The sequence below is a fragment of the Aneurinibacillus thermoaerophilus genome (assembly GCF_900099925.1).
GTDB classification, from domain to species: Bacteria; Bacillota; Bacilli; order Aneurinibacillales; family Aneurinibacillaceae; genus Aneurinibacillus; species Aneurinibacillus thermoaerophilus.
The window spans coordinates 1-17,661 of the sequence record NZ_FNDE01000042.1; the positions used below are offsets into that span (position 1 = coordinate 1).

At 40.9% G+C, this 17,661-nt stretch carries 16 protein-coding genes and 1 pseudogene; 1 reads left to right on the forward strand and 16 read right to left on the reverse strand.

Translation table 11 applies throughout. The features are described 5' to 3' along the window. Window positions 1-277 (reverse strand): IS200/IS605 family transposase (tnpA, locus tag BLR88_RS15895; protein WP_409359913.1); only part of this gene is annotated, 277 nt, incomplete at its 3' end. A 265-nt stretch (window positions 278-542) separates the two neighbouring features. On the opposite strand from tnpA, the gene BLR88_RS15900 reads away from it, so the two are divergent. Continuing rightward, the gene (locus BLR88_RS15900) at window positions 543-788 is read left to right on the forward strand and encodes a hypothetical protein (RefSeq protein ID WP_057898143.1); all 246 of its coding nucleotides are present in this window, start codon (window positions 543-545) and stop codon (window positions 786-788) included. Between the two features lie 330 nt (window positions 789-1,118). Here BLR88_RS15900 and BLR88_RS15905 read toward each other — a convergent pair whose 3' ends face one another. The 15 genes and pseudogenes from BLR88_RS15905 to BLR88_RS15975 all read right to left on the reverse strand — a co-directional run bounded on the left by BLR88_RS15905 (window position 1,119) and on the right by BLR88_RS15975 (window position 17,648). Next, entirely contained in the window at window positions 1,119-2,414 is a 1,296-nt protein-coding gene (locus BLR88_RS15905; protein ID WP_057898142.1) for an MFS transporter, read from the reverse strand. A gap of 61 nt (window positions 2,415-2,475) precedes the next feature. Continuing rightward, a complete protein-coding gene (locus BLR88_RS15910; RefSeq protein ID WP_057898141.1) occupies window positions 2,476-3,258 on the reverse strand; it encodes a carbon-nitrogen family hydrolase in 783 nt (260 codons plus the stop codon). Continuing rightward, complete coding sequence (locus BLR88_RS15915; RefSeq protein WP_091261182.1) at window positions 3,255-3,950, reverse strand: DUF2848 family protein; 696 nt, start codon at window positions 3,948-3,950, stop codon at window positions 3,255-3,257. The genes BLR88_RS15910 and BLR88_RS15915 overlap by 4 nt, the downstream gene beginning before the upstream one ends. Continuing rightward, window positions 3,947-4,618: a GntR family transcriptional regulator gene (locus tag BLR88_RS15920; RefSeq protein ID WP_057898139.1), complete on the reverse strand. Its 672-nt coding sequence runs from the start codon at window positions 4,616-4,618 to the stop codon at window positions 3,947-3,949. Before BLR88_RS15920 ends, BLR88_RS15915 begins: the two co-directional genes overlap by 4 nt. Before the next feature lie 349 nt (window positions 4,619-4,967). Beyond that, window positions 4,968-6,392, reverse strand: coding sequence for a sodium:solute symporter family protein (locus tag BLR88_RS15925; protein ID WP_057898138.1), 1,425 nt, complete (start codon window positions 6,390-6,392; stop codon window positions 4,968-4,970). A gap of 421 nt (window positions 6,393-6,813) precedes the next feature. Next, window positions 6,814-8,094 carry an imidazolonepropionase gene (hutI, locus tag BLR88_RS15930; RefSeq protein WP_057898137.1) on the reverse strand — a complete coding sequence of 427 codons (1,281 nt, stop codon included), beginning with the start codon at window positions 8,092-8,094 and terminating at the stop codon, window positions 6,814-6,816. A gap of 73 nt (window positions 8,095-8,167) precedes the next feature. Then, window positions 8,168-9,832 carry a urocanate hydratase gene (gene hutU, locus BLR88_RS15935; RefSeq protein WP_057898136.1) on the reverse strand — a complete coding sequence of 555 codons (1,665 nt, stop codon included), beginning with the start codon at window positions 9,830-9,832 and terminating at the stop codon, window positions 8,168-8,170. 25 nt (window positions 9,833-9,857) lie between these two features. Next, a complete protein-coding gene (locus BLR88_RS15940; RefSeq protein WP_057898135.1) occupies window positions 9,858-10,826 on the reverse strand; it encodes an agmatinase family protein in 969 nt (322 codons plus the stop codon). Window positions 10,827-10,990: 164 nt separating this feature from the next. After that, complete coding sequence (locus tag BLR88_RS15945; RefSeq protein ID WP_057898134.1) at window positions 10,991-12,199, reverse strand: helix-turn-helix domain-containing protein; 1,209 nt, start codon at window positions 12,197-12,199, stop codon at window positions 10,991-10,993. Window positions 12,200-12,370: 171 nt separating this feature from the next. Next, a pseudogene (locus BLR88_RS20225) lies at window positions 12,371-12,539 on the reverse strand (amidohydrolase family protein); the annotation flags it as partial. 314 nt (window positions 12,540-12,853) lie between these two features. Next, a complete protein-coding gene (locus BLR88_RS15955) occupies window positions 12,854-14,179 on the reverse strand; it encodes a short-chain fatty acid transporter (protein ID WP_057898133.1) in 1,326 nt (441 codons plus the stop codon). Window positions 14,180-14,464: 285 nt separating this feature from the next. Then, the gene (bioF, locus tag BLR88_RS15960; protein WP_236781975.1) at window positions 14,465-15,616 is read right to left on the reverse strand and encodes an 8-amino-7-oxononanoate synthase; all 1,152 of its coding nucleotides are present in this window, start codon (window positions 15,614-15,616) and stop codon (window positions 14,465-14,467) included. A 9-nt stretch (window positions 15,617-15,625) separates the two neighbouring features. Continuing rightward, window positions 15,626-16,384 carry a 6-carboxyhexanoate--CoA ligase gene (locus tag BLR88_RS15965; RefSeq protein ID WP_057898131.1) on the reverse strand — a complete coding sequence of 253 codons (759 nt, stop codon included), beginning with the start codon at window positions 16,382-16,384 and terminating at the stop codon, window positions 15,626-15,628. Beyond that, window positions 16,362-16,856 carry a hypothetical protein gene (locus tag BLR88_RS15970; RefSeq protein ID WP_057898130.1) on the reverse strand — a complete coding sequence of 165 codons (495 nt, stop codon included), beginning with the start codon at window positions 16,854-16,856 and terminating at the stop codon, window positions 16,362-16,364. The genes BLR88_RS15965 and BLR88_RS15970 overlap by 23 nt, the downstream gene beginning before the upstream one ends. A 381-nt stretch (window positions 16,857-17,237) precedes the next feature. Next, window positions 17,238-17,648, reverse strand: coding sequence for a YjdF family protein (locus BLR88_RS15975; protein ID WP_057898129.1), 411 nt, complete (start codon window positions 17,646-17,648; stop codon window positions 17,238-17,240). Between the last annotated feature and the right edge of the window lie 13 nt (window positions 17,649-17,661).

Here is a 17,661-nt window from a genome sequence, read left to right on the forward strand (position 1 = left end):
CTTTCCAAAGTTTTCTTTTTACTTGTGGAAAATGCTTTTTGATAAGTCGAGAACTTGCGCTTTTATAAGCGTTGATGAACTTTGACATTTCAGTATTTGGATGTGCTTTGAACAAAATATGCACATGGTCAATATCATGATTCCATTCAACTAAGGAAATATTATAATTTTCACCCAATCGAACAACCATATCTTTCGCATAGTCAGATATGGTATCGTCAATCACTTTTCTACGATATTTCACGACCAGAACAAGATGATAATATAATGAGAACATCGAATGATTATTATTAATTTCATTGATACAACAGCCTTTTATTTATCTAAGACTGATTATATCACAACAAAATAAGGAACCAACTTTAGGCTACGCCTAACCGAAATTCATCTCCCACTTTCACTGGTGACGAAAGCACCTTCACGTTTAGAAATGGGAGACTTCTTTCGGAGGAAAGTTAAAAATGTATAAAAATAAAAGCTATCTGCTCATACTATGAAAGGTGCTTTCACGCACAAATTTAATTATGAAAGGAGTATTCTTTATGCCTAACCAGCAACAAAATAATCAACAAGCTCAAAATGCGGCTACGAATCAGGCGGCGCAAAACGCGGTTACACAGGCCCAAAATGCAGTTACGCAAGCTCAGAGTGCATTAGCACAGGCTCAGGCCGCTGCAAACCCGCAGGCCGTTCAACAAGCACAACAGCAGCTTGAGCAGGCGCAACAACAGCTAGCCCAAGCACAGGCTACAGCTTCAGCTAGCGCAACAAACCAAACACAAGGATAAAATCCTTGTAACCTTCCCCTGCCTGGGGCCGTTTCTCAATGGCTCCAAGCAGGGTACAGGATTATTCATAGCACCTGCTCTTTGAAGATATCATAAAACAGCAGAGCCCGGACAATTTGATAAAATATGAAAATATTCTGGAGCAGGCCAAGCAATTAAATTTTGTGATGTTAAAGACAGGTGTCAGTGGTGGAATCATTACTAATAGAAAAATGATACACGATATTATTAGTGGCGCTTGGTAAGCAAAAAAGAAGGGAAGTGCACAAAGTGGCATGTGGCATGCCACTTTGTGCAAAATATTTAGAAATATATATATATTGTACTTTTCTAAGTAAATGAACGATCAGGACGAACGACAAACCATAGTCCAATAGCAAAGAGAATAGGAACAATACTGATTAATAATGTACCTTCCCACCCAATCGTTTCTGCAAGCCAGCCACAGAGAATAGGTGACAAAAATGCCCCGATGTTTCCCCATAGATTCATCCAACCGGATACAGAACCCGAATACTCATTTCCTAAATCAACTGCAGCTGCCCACGAAGTTACGACAGGGAATCCAAGAGAACCAAGTGCAAGCGTTAGCCATAGTACATTCATCCAGGGAATAGTGACATAAGCAGCTAAATACATAGTAACTGCAAAAATCACCAATCCACCAATGGCTAGAGAGCCGCGAGCAACCATCTTTGATTTCCCTTTTTTCACTAACCAATCCGAGATTGTACCACCTGTCATTACCGTTATAAAAATACATAGCCAAGGTAAACTAGCCGCAAATCCCATGTTTTGAAGGGAGAAACTCCTTGCTTCCATTAAGTACGTAGGCAACCAAACAAGGAAGAAAGTGACGATATAGAGGACGACACAATACTGTAAGCCAAGGGCCCAGAAACGACCATTTTTTAAAAATTGCCCCCACGGTGCAATTTCTTTTTTCTCCTCTTTTACTGTTCTATTCTTGACAATTAATTCAAGCTCTTCTTTACTAACCATCGGGTGCTCTTCCGGTTTATCACGGCCAATCAAGTACCAGATAAAAGCTACGAATATACCGATAAGTCCGAAAATATAAAATACTGCTTGCCATCCCCATGCTTGAAAAATAGCCACCGTGAGTATAGGAGCTATAACCGGACCAAAATACGAGCCTGCTAATAAGGCACTTGCTGCCCGCCCTTTTTCTTCTTTCTGAAACCAATACGTATTAAAAACAGCATTACCTGGATACATTGGTCCCTCTCCTACACCAAAGAGAAAGCGGACTAAAGCCAATAGACCATGAGATTTCACTATAGCTGTAAGGCCAGTGAAAACAGACCACCAAACCAATGCGAGGAATACAATCCGCCGTGCACCGAAACGTTCTGCCAATATCCCTGCCGGAACTTGAGCCAGGGCATAACCCAGGGAAAATATGGAGGCTAAAAAGCCAAATTGCACCTTATCCATATTTAAATCTTCCATCATTGGCTTTGCAATTATCGAAATATTGGAACGATCCATATACGCTATAAGACCAATCACAAAGAAAAGAAATGCTAGCCACCAGCGTATACGGGAAGCTGGTTTTACTTGTACTTGTTTCACTTCATTTACTTCAGGCACTAATCGATTCATAAAATCTTCCCCTTTATCCCTGTTATATATTTAATGTTAAGAAGGCTACAAGAACATTCTTTTAATATAAATCCAATCGTTGATCTGTCAAAACAGGAATATGTTTTCGTGTATCATCAACTTTGCTTAAGTCGATTTCTGCATAATAGATCTGCTCTGAAGAATCTCCTTGTAAAAGGATTTCACCTAACGGATCAATCACCATAGAGCTTCCGGGGAACGATGTGTTTCGACTTTCACCACATCGATTGACAGCCACAACAAAAGATTGATTCTCAATGGCTCGAGCGACCAGCAGCTTTCTCCAATGATCCACTCGTGACGTTGGCCATTGTGCTGCATTAATCAATATTTTCGCTCCTTGATTAACAAGCTTTCGGGAAAGTTGCGGAAACCGTAAATCATAACAAATCATAGTTCCGATGGTTTCGCCCTGATGTTCAAACAATCCAAAGGTATTTCCTGCCGTAAGGAACTTGTCTTCATCCATTAAACGAAATAAATGGATTTTATCGTAACGGAGAACTTGTTCTCCGTGTTCATTAAACACAAACATTGTGTTGGTGACGTTTCCACTCTGTGAATCACGGTACAATACACTTCCTCCTACAATTGCAACGTTGTTTTCTTTAGCAAAGGAGGAGAAAAGTTCTTTTGTCCTCTGACCATCAATATCTGCGATTTGCTCGGCGATTTCTAAAGCGTACCCCGTATTCCACATTTCAGGCAAAACAATAATGTCAGGCGCTTGTTCCATGGCTTGCTTCATTAATCGATGTGCTTTTTCAAAGTTTACATCCGGCTCACCAATCGTTACATCCATTTGAATAAGAGCTATTTTCATAATGCTGACACCTCTTCCACAACAATAGAATATTCATCTCGAATTACTCGGTTTAAAACAGGGTCCTCAAGTTCGTATTCAAACTTACTCCCATACACAAAACCCTCTAAAGTAGGAACAGTACCTGAAAAAATAATCGTATTGGAAAGGTTTTCATATCCGAATTCACGCAACTTATCTAGTAATTCATGTACGGGAAGTAAAGCGGTGAGGTTATTTTCCTGGTACATTCTCCTTCCTGTATTGTCCGTAATCCACGATCTTAGAATCAATTCATCCCAGTGTTGTTCAACATCTTTCAATTTCCAAAAAAGAGTAGCTAAAGGCTTGGGACACGCTTCTTTTGACTTTTGGATATCTTCTTTTTCAATCAAACGATCGGTGTGATCGCTTCCAACAGTGACGAACCACTCGTTTCCATCATTAAAAAGAACATATTCAGCTTCCCCAGAAGTTTCTTCCCCATTTACCCTGATAGAGTCATTAAATGTTAGGCTGGAAAGCTTTTGTGGATAGATTGCGGGGATAGTAGAAGGTGGCGAGACACCAATTTGTTCTAATTCATGAATATGTTCCATCACTTTTTCAATATTTCTTCCCCCATATCCAACTACGATAACATTGCTTACTTGAAAAGTTTCCTGCCTTTTGTCCCCATTCCCTAAATCGATGGTCACTGAAATTTCTTTCATGGTTTCTCCCCCTTTTTTATTTTTAAGCTAGAAAGCACAGCCATTCGTGTACACTCAATGTGATCAAGGACAGCTTTCTTCGCTTTTTCAACATCTTTGTTTTTTAAACATTCAATAATTAAGGCGTGTTCCTTTAGAGTCTGTTCTGTTCTATTAGGAGAATGTAAAGCGCTAACACCAAACCATCGTATTTGATCACTTATTGTTTGCATTAATTGTACAAGTCTTCGATTACCACTTAATTCAGCGAGGTAGATGTGGAAATCCTTATCTGTAGAAATAAATGATTTATTATCCTGTTTCTCCTCTACCTGTTTACTATAAAGCTGTTCAAGTTTTTGGATATGATTTGGTGAAATGATGGGAATGAGCAATTCTATAACCAGTACTTCTATTGCTCGGCGAATCTGTATAACCTCTTCTACATCTCGCTCAGTAATGGTACTGACAAATGTTCCTTTCCTAGGTATAGAAGTTACCCATCCTTCTAACTCCAATAGTGGGATAGCTTCACGAATTGGAGTGCGACTTATACCGAGATTTTCACTCAAACTACGCTCATACAAAACTTCTCCAGGGAGAATGATATGGTTAATAATCGCATTCTTAATTCCCTCATAGGCTTGCTGTTTTAGTGATAATGGCTGTTGTACTTTAAATAAACTCATAAAATACTCCTAAATTTTAATATAATGTGTGGTATGTGGCATGCCACAAAAATATTATTAATATTTATTATATTCGTGACAAATCTCATGTCAACATCATCTTACTCTTTCTTACATAAATCTATAGTTCGTAAAAATACGCTTTAGGGAGCACTTTTCGATACAGTAAGGACGCGTGTCACATGCCCATCAAGCAAAGAAAATCGAAAAAATATCTTTTGGCTTAGCCCCTCCGTTCAGTGCAGCTCGGGCTAAGGTTGTTAATAAATCAAGAACTTGCAAAGTAGAAAAAAATCTACCTTCAAAAAAATAGCCGGAGATTCTCTCGTCTCCAGCTCCTTTCTCTTGATTACATTATTTGCGTTTGCGATACACCTTCTTCTTCCCGATTCATATTAACTTTTACTGAGTCCGGAAAGAGATACGAGAATAACACAATGGTAATGCCGCTTGTTGCCAATCCGTACAAAATGGGAACAATTGATGTTGTACCTTCTAACGCCAAACTAACCAAAATGACCACGGAGCTTGCCATAATGGAATAAAACACAGCGCGTGCGCTCACTCGCTTCCAAAAGAATCCGAGAATAATAGGGAAGAACAATGCACCGGAAAGCACCGCAAAAGCAATGTCTAATGCGACTAAAATATCTTGAATCCATAAGGCACAAATCATCGCAAAAATACCGACTGATAACGTTGTAATCCGCGAAACCACCAGGAACTTTTTTTCATTCATTTGCCGCAGAAAAAATCGTCCGATAATATCGTTTACTAGCAAAGTAGAGGATGCAATAAGCGTTCCCGAAGCGGTCGACATGAGAGCAGAAAGCACACCAGCCAACACAACCCCTAACACCCCAGCCGGAAGCGTATGAATCGCCATGCTGGCAAACGCATTTTGTGGATCCTGTAAACCCGGAAGCGCTACAAATGCGCACATCCCAATTAATGCAACCGTAATAGCATACAAAAACGAGTATCCACCTGCTGCAATCATACCGTAACGGGATGTTTTTAGGCTGCGTGCCGTAAACACTCGCTGCCACACGTCTTGTCCAACTACGATACCGAGCGCATACAATAACAAGCTTTTAAAAACATCCGTCCCGCCCATGACACTGAGATCAAAATAGGTAGATGGCAGCTTCTCCTGTAACCCAGCTAATCCACCTACTTTTGATAAACTCATTGGAAGCATAATCACGAAAATACCGATGCTCATGACGATAAATTGGACAATGTCTGTCATTGTAACTGACCACATTCCTCCCAGCACCGTGTACAACAATACAATGCCACCCGCTACTACAATCGAAAGTGTAAAATTCCAACCTAGCCATACTTTTAGAACGCTTCCGATTCCAATGATTTGTGTAACCGTAAGCATCGTCGTATACGTAGCCGCTACCAGCGAACTAATAAGCCTTGCTTCTACACTAAAACGTTTTTCTAGCATCTCGCTAATCGTCAATACCCGTAAGTTAAATATTTTTTTTGCAAGAAAAATGCTAAGTAAAATGAGACCAATCCCTTGCGAGGTGACAAACCATATGCCGGATATTCCTGACTGATACCCTAATTTGGCTGTGCCAATTGTTGCAGCTCCCCCCAATGTTAATGCGGCGATACAGCCAAAATACATCGAGAAATTTAAATTCCGACCCGCCACAATATAATCCTCTGATGTTTTCGCTCTTCTCGCTCCTAACACACCGACTAATGCGATGATAAGTAAATACAAAACGATAACTGATACATCTATACCATTCATGTAAATCTCCCCTCAAAAGCAAATTTCACGTGGCGAACACGAACTCCCCCCTGAATTTTTTATATACAACGTGTAATACATTCCATTTGTATTCCTCTTTACCACTTTCATACAGGCGTTTATTCCAGAAGTATACAGTACATACTCTCCCTTCCTGATACCGCTTTCAATTACGATAAAAACTCTGCTCCTGCTCCTGAAATAACCATGTGTATGAATCACTATATAATATCTGGAATTACTCGTAGTGATTTTTTCTACTTATCTGAATATTAACTCGTCATATTTAGACACATAAGTGTTCTTTTTTTATGATATTGTGTATTTTCTTATGCTAAAGGCTACCAATTAAGAAAAATCGGGCAGAGAACCTGCCCAGTTTCACTTTTCATTCATCCGAATTTAGTAAGCAACTCGATTTTTAACATAACTTCCCGTCAAAAACAACAATGTTTCCATTTTTTATAACTGTATTAACATGATTAATCCCAAAATGATACGGAAGATATGCAAGATTAGAAGCATTAAAAATAACCAGGTCTGCTTGTTTTCCCGCTTCAAGACTGCCAATAGTATTCGCTTTTCCAATAGCATGGGCGGCATTAATGGTGACAGCCGTTATCACTTCTTCCGGGGTCATTCCTAAATTCAGGCATCCTAATGTCATAACCAGTTGTATAGATTCAGTAGGTGAGCTACCAGGGTTATAATCTGTGGATAAGGCAACAGGTATGCCCATCTCAATCATTGTTCGTGCCCGCGCATGTTTTTTTAATCGTAAATTAAAAGAAGTGGCAGGTAAGCATACCGCAACTGTGCCCGCCCGCTGCATCGCTTCAAACCCTTCATCGCTTGCAGCAAGCAAGTGTTCTGCTGAAATGCATCCAAGTTCACCTGCAAGCTGTGCGCCTCCCATTGGCTCAATCTCATCTGCATGAATTTTAATCCCAAAACCTAATTCTTTGGCAGCAATTAAAATCTGGCGCGATTGTTCAACAGTAAATACGCCATGTTCGCAAAATACATCACAAAACTCCGCTAATCCTTGACGTTTAACCTCTGGAAGCATCTCCTGAATCACTACATCTAAATAGCCTGATGGTCGTTCTTTATATTCCAAAGGTACGGCATGGGCTCCCATAAACGTAGAAACCAGATCAACTGGATGTGATTCATTCAACTTTTTTGCCACGCGCAGTTGCTTTATTTCATCTTCTAAAGTTAAGCCATATCCACTTTTTGCTTCCACAGTGGTCGTTCCATGAAGCAGCATAATATCCAGGCTTCCCTTGGCCTTTGTAAACAGTTCTTCTTCTGTTGCCTGACGGGTAGCACGAACCGTACTTAAAATCCCGCCGCCTTGAGCCAGAATATCCAAATAAGAAACACCCTTTAATTTCAAATCTAATTCATGTTCACGTGAACCACCGTGAACCAAATGGGTATGCGGATCAATAAGACCTGGGGTAACCAACTTGCCTTTTGCATCCAGTTCTTCCTCTATTGCCAATCCTGCGATTTGGGCTCTGACCTCTTCTTCTCGGCCAACGGCAACAATCTTTCCATCTCGAACCGCTACAGCCCCCTTTTCAATTGCCCCTACATTGGACATCTCTTTACCTGTTCGAGCTTCCTGCTTTCCTTGCATCGTTACCAGCAGGCCAATATTATGAACCAATAAATCAATTGTATTTTTCTCCATTTTTACCCTCCCATGAAAATCAAGTGCCCGAAGAATTCCCCGGGCAAACTTTCGTTTACACTATGGCACTGTTTTAGATGCCGAGCATTGGTACGCGAACACCGCGCTCCTTAGCTGTTTGAATCGCAAGTTCATAACCAGCATCAGCATGGCGAATGACTCCCATCCCCGGATCTGTGTTAAGCACACGGGAAAGCCTCTCCTCTGCTTCCTTAGAGCCGTCTGCTACAACAACCATACCTGCATGAAGAGAATATCCCATTCCTACCCCACCACCATGGTGAACAGATACCCAGCTTGCGCCTGAAGCTGTATTTACAAGAGCATTTAAAATTGCCCAGTCACCTACTACATCACTTCCATCCTTCATCGCTTCCGTTTCACGATTCGGTGATGCAACAGAACCACAGTCAAGATGGTCACGGCCAATAACAATCGGAGCAGAAATTTCCCCATTACGAACCATTTCATTAATGGCCAGACCCATTTTTACACGCTCACCATATCCTAACCAGCAGATGCGTGCAGGCAATCCCTGGAACGCAACTTTTTCTTTAGCCATTGTAATCCAACGGCGCAGATGCTCATTTTCAGGGAAAAGTTTTAATACGAGTTCATCTGTTTTATAAATGTCCTCCGGATCTCCAGATAGTGCAGCCCAGCGAAACGGTCCTTTGCCTTCACAGAAGAGAGGACGAATATAGGCAGGAACGAACCCCGGAAAATCGAAAGCATCCTTTACACCTTCGTCCAGAGCTACCTGACGGATATTATTACCATAGTCAAATACTACAGACCCCATTTTTTGAAGATCAAGCATAGCCTGTACGTGAGTTGCCATTGATTTTTTCGAAAGCTTTACATACTCTTCCGGATCATTTTTACGTAATTCCGCCGCAGCTTCAAGTGAGTATCCAGCAGGAACGTACCCATTCAGCGGGTCATGTGCAGACGTTTGATCTGTCACAAAATCAGGAATAATTCTTCGTTTTACGAATTCTGGGAAAATTTCAGCTGCATTGCCAACCAATCCGATAGCAAGAGGCTGGCCTTTCGTCTGTGCGTCCTGAGCCAGCTTCAAGGCTTCATCCAAATCATAAACCATTACATCACAGTAACGTGTATCAATACGACGTTGGATACGTGTAGGATCTACATCAACGCCAATAACAACTCCTTCGTTCATCGTAACGGCTAGCGGCTGTGCCCCACCCATTCCACCGAGCCCTGCCGTTAGTGTTAATGTTCCTTTCAGTGTTCCACCTGAATGCTGGCGGGCTGCTTCTGCAAATGTTTCATATGTTCCTTGTAAAATTCCCTGTGTTCCAATGTAAATCCAGCTTCCAGCTGTCATCTGTCCATACATCATAAGTCCTTTTTTGTCCAATTCATGGAACGTATCCCAATTCGCAAAAGCCGGAACTAAAACAGAGTTCGAGATAAGTACGCGCGGTGCCTGTGTATGCGTTTTAAAAATTCCAACCGGTTTACCTGATTGCACAAGCAATGTTTCGTCAGCTTCTAAATCCATTAAGCATTCGACAATTTTATCAAAACACTCCCAATTTCGAGCGGCTTTTCCGATCCCGCCATATACTACAAGATCCTCCGGACGTTCGGCTACCTCCGGATCAAGATTGTTCATTAACATCCGAAGGACAGCTTCTTGTTGCCATCCTTTTGCATTCAGCTTTGTCCCACGAGGGGCGCGAATTGTACGTCCTGATACCTTTTTCATATTCCCTTCCCCTTTCATTATGTTTTTAGCTTCGTTTCATATATCCAGCAAGAAAACTTAATATCACATATAATGTTGTTCTAACGGTAGCTCTGCGTGGATCCTGCATAGGATCTACACAAACGATATCGAATCCTTTTACTTTTGGATTCTGACCTAGCATGAATACAGCGTCAAACAACTGCCAGGATGTCATTCCCGCCGGTACCATCGCTGGTACTCCAGGTGCATACGCTTGATCCAAAACATCCATATCTACCGTTACATAAATCGCATCCGTTCCATTTCCTGCCACTTCCATCGCTTTTTCTACTAAAGGTTCAATTCCTTCTTGAAAAACTTGACGTGCTGTAAATTGTGTAATCCCCTTTGATAAAGCGTATTCCCGATAAGGCTTAGAATTTGCGAAGCTATGAATCCCAATTTGAGCGATATGGCGACCATCCACTGTCCCTGATTCAATTAATCCTCGAATGGGTGTACCATTGGAGGGCCCGCCATCCTCCAAATTTCTTACATCCATGTGGGAATCAATTTGAACAATCCCCACTTTTCCAGAAAACCTTTTCTTAAAGGCTTTGACTGAGGGGCATGTAATCGAGTGATCACCACCTGTAATGATAGGAAACAAATCGGGCAATGCTTCGTATACATTGGTTAGTCCCTGTTCAATATTTGCGTGGCAGCGCTGTAAATCAGTCACATGCATCTGAATATCGCCCATATCACGTGCCTGTAACTCCTGTAAATCAACATCATGATCTATACTATATGTCGTTACATTTGCAAATAATTCACGCAACGCGTTTGGAGTCATCGAAGCTCCTGAAATACTTATCGATGTTTTGGACAAAGGAATTCCAATAAAGCCAATATCTATCGGTTCCTCTCCATCCCATGGAGTTAACCATTGAGAAACCTTTGTCTCAAAACGATCACGCCAGTTGGAACGACGAATAATCTCAGGCGGGTTGAGTAAATCAATTTTTTTCAATTAGATTTCCCCTCTCCTATATCCCTTATATTTAAAATCAACAGTTTTTAGGCCCCCACTCAACTTATTATATTATTTAGAATAATAATTATTTTCCGTATTTAAATGATGTCTTTATCTTACTAGAAAGCCTTTTCATTTTATCTAGCATAACTTGTGTGAATTTAGCACAATCTTGCTGAACGATATTTTGTAGGACTATGCTGGGTGTATTTTTTAAACGTTCGACTAAAGTAATTCGCATCTGGAAATCCAACTTTGTCTGCGATTTGCTGGATAGACAAATCTGTTGTTTCTAAGTAATATATTGCTTTTTCGATTCTAATTTTATTTAAAAAATCAATAACACTTACCCCTATCTCTTTCTTAAACAAATGACTCAAATGGTACTTACTCAAGCAACAATATTGTGCTATGTCTTCTAAAGAGATCTTTTTTCGAAGATTTTCTTTCATATATCGAATCGCTTGCCGAATCACCGGAGAGACCTCCAATGTTTGGGTTAATGCTACCTGCTCTGTTAACCAGCGTACATACTCACATACTTTTTTAATAAACTTGTCATACCGAATGGTTTGATATAAATCTTGGATAAAATGGGCATTTTCCGACAGAATCGTCTCAGCACTGAATCCTGCCTCCAAAACCAATCTGGAAATCATCATGACTAAGTCCACCACTTCAGACTTGAACATGTTCACATTAAACTTATTGGCCTCTGCTAATCCTTCCAATATAATTTGTAAGATGGGAACAGTCCCATCTACATCTCCAATCCGCACCCGCGCTAATAGCTCTATTCTCTCTTTCTCTATTTTCTCTTTAAGAGAAAAATAATTTTGCCCTGACTCTTCTCTATTTTTCTCCTTTTCAAATTGAAAAATCATTCGATTCCCTTGGAAAAACCGGTTAATCATCGATTTTCTGGCTTCCTTATAAGAATGCTGAAGCATATAAGGATCGTCATAATAAGTTCCAATTCCAATGGAGACAGAAACAGGCATTTCATCTGCTGATTTTTGTATTTTTTTTGCAATCTGAAGAGTTTCTTCATTCAAGTCCTTTGTTATCCGATGTTCTGATGTAAATTCCAAAAGTAATGCCAGTACACCTTCCTCAATCCAAACCCATACAAAGGGAATGGTTACCGCCTTATATATTGCTTCTACTAACCTTTGACCGATCTCTATCCTCCAGTTTAAAGGTTTCTCTATGGATAAATCTGGATAGCGATCAATAGAAATAGCCATAACTAGATGAGGGTGAATATAGATTCCATACGTTTGCTGCATCTCAGAAAAAGACGCTTCATGTACAAACGTTCCAGAAAGCAATAGATGGGAAAAAGCTGCTTCGGCAGGATTTTGTTTCATCTTCCTTTCTCCTTAAAATTATGCCGAACGAAATTGTATTCCGTTTACTACACTTATCATAATGAGGAGTAAAATAAATAAAAAGAGTGATATAACAACCAATAAACTAATGATTGCAACCAGAAATTTTTTCATAATTATCCCTCCTATTCCGAAAGTTTACGCTGTATTTGCAATATGATCCATATGTATATACATATCCGCATAAGTAGTCGTACCTGATTTGATCATTTCTGCAATGCCAAGTAATAAGCCTCAGTAAATATCTTCTACTGTCATTCGATCTTCAGCACATTTTCTTTTCCGGCCAGTCCATTAATCTAAGATCATCATAAAACGAAATCAAAATATTCCTTGTAAAAGTTGACGGCATTTCTTCCGTCATAAGTAAAATGATTGCATTTTTAATCAGAATACTCATTCCACTTCCTATCAAACATATGTTTTTATATTATGATCAAAGTTTATTTCTATATTTCCTGGATAAAGTAAAAAAAGGGAAATCATAAAAATTACATTACTAAATTATTATCCAAACAAATAGCAATGTAAAGGATTTGGCGTAAGTAAGCCGGATAATCAGCGAAAAAGATAAAACAAAAAGCATCCCTCGTTCTAGGAGATGCTTTAAAAATAAAATGAAAATTTTCGTATTTAGTACACAAACATAATAAGAATGCTGGTCACAACTCCTACCCATATACTAAGTAAAACACAATACCCCATAATATCGCGAATACTTAATCCAACAACCCCGAGTATTGGTAATGCCCAGAATGGCTGAATTAAATTAGTCCAAGCGTCTCCCCATGCAACAGCCATCGCAATCTTTCCAGGTTCTACTCCTAATTGCATTCCTGCAGGTATCTGAAGTGGTCCTTGTAGGGCCCATTGCCCACCACCCGAAGGGGCAAAAAGATTAACCAAACCAGCTGTCCAATACGTAAATATAGTAAATGTATCTTTACTTGCCACCGAACTCATCCAATTAATAATCGCTTCCCCCATTCCTGAACTAGTAAGAATGGCGATAATTCCAGCGTAGAAGGGAAACTGAAGAATGATGGAGGAAATAGAAGTCGCAGCTTCTTTAAACGCTGCTGCAAACCGCCCCAATGATCGATGAAAAAATAAACCAGCACTCAAAAAAGTAAGATTAATAATATCAAGATTCAAATCTAGCCCTTCAAAAAACTTATAAACAACATATACAAAACCACATGCTCCCATGATTGTTCCTAACCACGGATTCATCTCTAATTTTTCTGCCGGTGTTAAAGGCTGTTCTATCGTTGCAGCCGTTTCGGTTGTAGCTACCGTATTTTTTTGCAACGGTTTATAACTAATAATATTCGTTTTCGGAGCCATGAAAGCGATAACAATCGGCATCGTAATAAACAGAGCTAGAAAAATGATGATTGTTCCAGGGTGAAAAATAGTCTCCGATGTCGGAACAACTCCCATGATCTTAGCTAAAAAATGATCCGGTGTGGCAATGGTTAACCCAATCGAGCTCGACAATCCAGCAGCATATAAAGCAGTAGGGGAATAAGCAGAAGCCACCAGCAGTGGAAAATGCGCTTTTTCATTTCTTTTCGCTACCTCTTTTGCAAAAATCGCCCCTACTACTACCGCGAGTCCCCAGTTAATGTAATAAGATATAGCAGAAATAATGAATGTCATAACATATGCCTGTGTAGGCGTCTTAGGAATGCTTGCGACTTTCTGTAATGCCTTATTAATAAATGGAACGGAAGCAAGCACCATACCTGTCATCAGTACAAGAACCATTTGCATGGTAAAGGCTAGATACTTCCAAAAACCATCTCCCCAAGCTTTAAAAATAGTCATAGGATCAGACAAGTTCATAAGAATGGCAATAATAAATACAAACAATGTCATAAGTATTGCAATGACAAAAGCATCAGGAAGATAGCGTCTAACCACTTTTGAAAATATATCCGCTATTTTTACTAGCATCTCTGTCCTCCTTGGTAGTATATTTTACTAAAAGATATCAGTCTGCAATGAGAAAATCATTGTGATGTATTTATAAAAATATGTTATTAATTTATACACTATGTATAAATTACAAATAGATTCTAAACATTATCAAACGTTGCCATCTCCGCCCAACGCCTATGAGAAAACAAAAAATAAAAGAGCTGTTGAAATTCTGACATCAACAGCTCTTTGGTTTGCGCTAGGCAAAGGCCAGAAGAAGTCCTCTTACCTCGATGTTTCCGCCTCAATTTGAATAGTTTTTTATATTATCCTCATTGCTTTTCCTACCTTTTCAAAACAAGTAAGTACCTGATGAATCTCCGATTGCGTATGCGTAGCCATCAACGTTACTCGAATTCGGCTGGAGCCTTGCGGTACCGTCGGCGGGCGTATAGCAGGAGCAAACACTCCTTCTTCTTCTAGGCGTGCGGAAAAACGCACCGCCTTTTCCGCTTCGCCAATCATCACCGCAACAATTGGCGTAATACCTTCTACTAAAGTAAATCCCAGTTTCGTGAGACCATCACGTAAAAGCCGGGCATTTTTCAGCAAACGGCGTCTTCGTTCCGGTTCCTCCCGGATAATGCGGATTCCCTCCAGGGCAGAAGCGACAACACCCGGTGAAAGGGATGTCTGAAAAATAAACGACCGGGCATGATTGCGCAAATAATCCACCACTGTCCGTGAAGCGGCTACATATCCCCCTTCTGCTCCGACAGACTTGCTTAATGTGCCCATCAGAAGTTGAATGCGATCGCTTACGCCAAAATATTCGGCCGTACCGGCCCCTGTTTCTCCCAGCACGCCGGTTGCGTGCGCGTCATCCACCATAACCCATGCGCCATGCGTTTGCGCTACTTCCACAATGTCGGGCAAAGGCGCAATATCCCCATCCATACTAAATACCCCATCGGTGACGATAAGCTTCTTCGTCTCCTGTGCGGAACGAATTTTATTTCGTAAATCGTCCATATCGGCATGGCGATATACCACTATTCGCGCTTTGCTTAAGCGACAGCCGTCAATAATGCTTGCATGATTCAGCTCATCGCTAAAAATAACATCACCCGGCCCCATCAGCGCAGAAATAACGCCCAGATTGGCCAGGTATCCGCTGCTAAAAACAATGGCGCTCTCTTTTTGTTTAAATGAAGCAAGGCTAGCTTCCAGCCTTTCATGAAGCAAAAAATTTCCTGTCGTCAGCCGCGCCCCTCCGCTTCCTGTTCCGTATGTTTCAATCGCTTGTATGGCCGCCTTTTTCAATCGTTCATCGCGCGCAAGCCCCAAATAATTATTGGAAGAGAACACACTCTTCTCTTGCTTCCAATCGATCGGGTGCAATGTTCGCAGCAACCCTTTTTCTTTCTTTGCAGATAAGGAATCGAGAAGTGAACGTTCAAACCCATCCATCATGTTTCCCCCTCATCCAATCCAAACCGGCATTTTTTCCAGGTATTCAATGTAGTCTGCAATGTTTGTCTCGGCTGTAACGAAAAAAATACGGCCGCCCGATAACTCTCCCTCTTCTTTTAAATGGAAAATACGGCAATAGCCTTTCGTCGGACTGCTAACATAACCGGTACTATATTCAGGGTCATCAGACCAGCAAAGTTCAGCGACCGTCCCTGCGGCGGAAGCGACCTTGGTCGCCAGGGCTACCGCTTCCGAAACACGGACAGATTCTAACAAGGGTTGCCGTTTTTTCCAGATCGCATGGGACATTCTCTCCCAATCCATGCGGGAAACCCGTACACCTTTTGTCCCTCTCGTATCCATACGTTCTCCGCTCTGGCTATCTAACAATACCGCTCCCCGCAAATTGTAGCTGGATGTTAAGATTTCAAATCCTCTTTCAATGGCCGCATCCGATACGGAAGACTGGCGAAGTAAATCCGCAGCCTGCTTTCTCCCTGCTTGCACGCTCGTTGTGCAATATGTAGAAATGGGAAGCGGAGCAAGCACCGGTATTTCTTCTTGTGCTACCTTTTCAATAGCAATGTTGATAAAATCTGCCGTTCCGCGGCTATGATGAAGAGCTTTACGCAGCAGTGCGCTGACCGCTTCTTCCAGCTCCTCTCTCGTGCTCAACCGCTCTCCACCAGAAATATGAAGTCCCCCATCCTCATGCGCTCTTCCTTCCGCCGCACGCATGCGCAAACTATACAGAGGTTCGTTTACCATTGAACAATACACCTTCTTCCGCCTTTCGCAATATTTTCGTTATGGGCCAGACGGTAAGAGCCGTAAATATCATGCCAGGCAAGGCAGCCACAAGCAAAGGAATAGCCGGAACGTCTAGTGTCAGCGCTAACACCCAGCGAGCAGCCGCCGATCCAATCGGTCCCGCTATAAGAAGGACAGGTAAAGAGGGGCCCAGTAAAGCTACCATCCCACCCGCCACCAGTCGAAATACCATCGAAATTTCTACATTTAAAAGATTGTGCATTCCCAATAAAAACATAATGACACTTGCCAACACACCGGCAATAATGTAGCGCTGAAATCCGAACACGGCGGCAATGGCAACCGCAATCGGAGCGGAAAGCTGAAACTCAGCCCCTGGAATGCCCAAAGGAATTTTAAACGCACCCGTAATGGCGATAATGCTCGTTAACAAAGCCAGCAACGTAATTTCTTTTGTTCTTTTTTTCATCTCTCCCTCCTATTTTGTAAACCTATTTATAAAATTAGTTAACATTTAAGATGTATTTAACCACATACGTATGCTAAACGTCAATCATGGTTCACAATATTGAAGCGAAAATACAATAAACTTTATCATTATACGTAATGTTTGAGCAGTCATAAGAAGGTGTTGCAGATTACCATCTATTCTTTTTACCTTAAAAAAGCAAACGCCACTTTATTTTTGGTGTTGTCTATCCTTATATAACGAGTCATTGTAGCGTTGTATAAATAAAAAAATAAGGCCCGCTAAAGGCTCTTTGGTATGTCCAAAGTTTCTGCTAGGCCATAAAATCCCTTGGATTTTTATTTTGTTAGCCTGATGGCGATAGGAAAATCCCCATCAACACTATCTTCCACGACGTTTTTCTTTTGCTTTTTTAAGTTTAACTTCCCTCTTATATTCTTTGATTTCTTTCCGTCTGTTTCGACTAAGGATTTGTTTCTCTTTTTTTCTTTTTTCGTACTCTAACTGGAGTGCCGCTTGAGCGTAAGTCGATATCCCTTTCGTTTTAATTTCCCGAGAAATTTGTCTTGCTAAACGTTTCGGGTTAATCTTTCTAACTTCATGGTTTTCGATAGCGACTTCTTCCGACAACCCATTAATAAAGTCCAATAATCTTCTGTTCACAAATTCAAATACTTCTTGGTCTCGTGGCTCTGGACCAAATACATACCTACCTGCTCTTAATTTTCCATCATGAATCTCTTCAACAATACCTACCCAAAACTGACCGTTAAAATAAACAGTAAACTTCATCTTAATTCCCCCT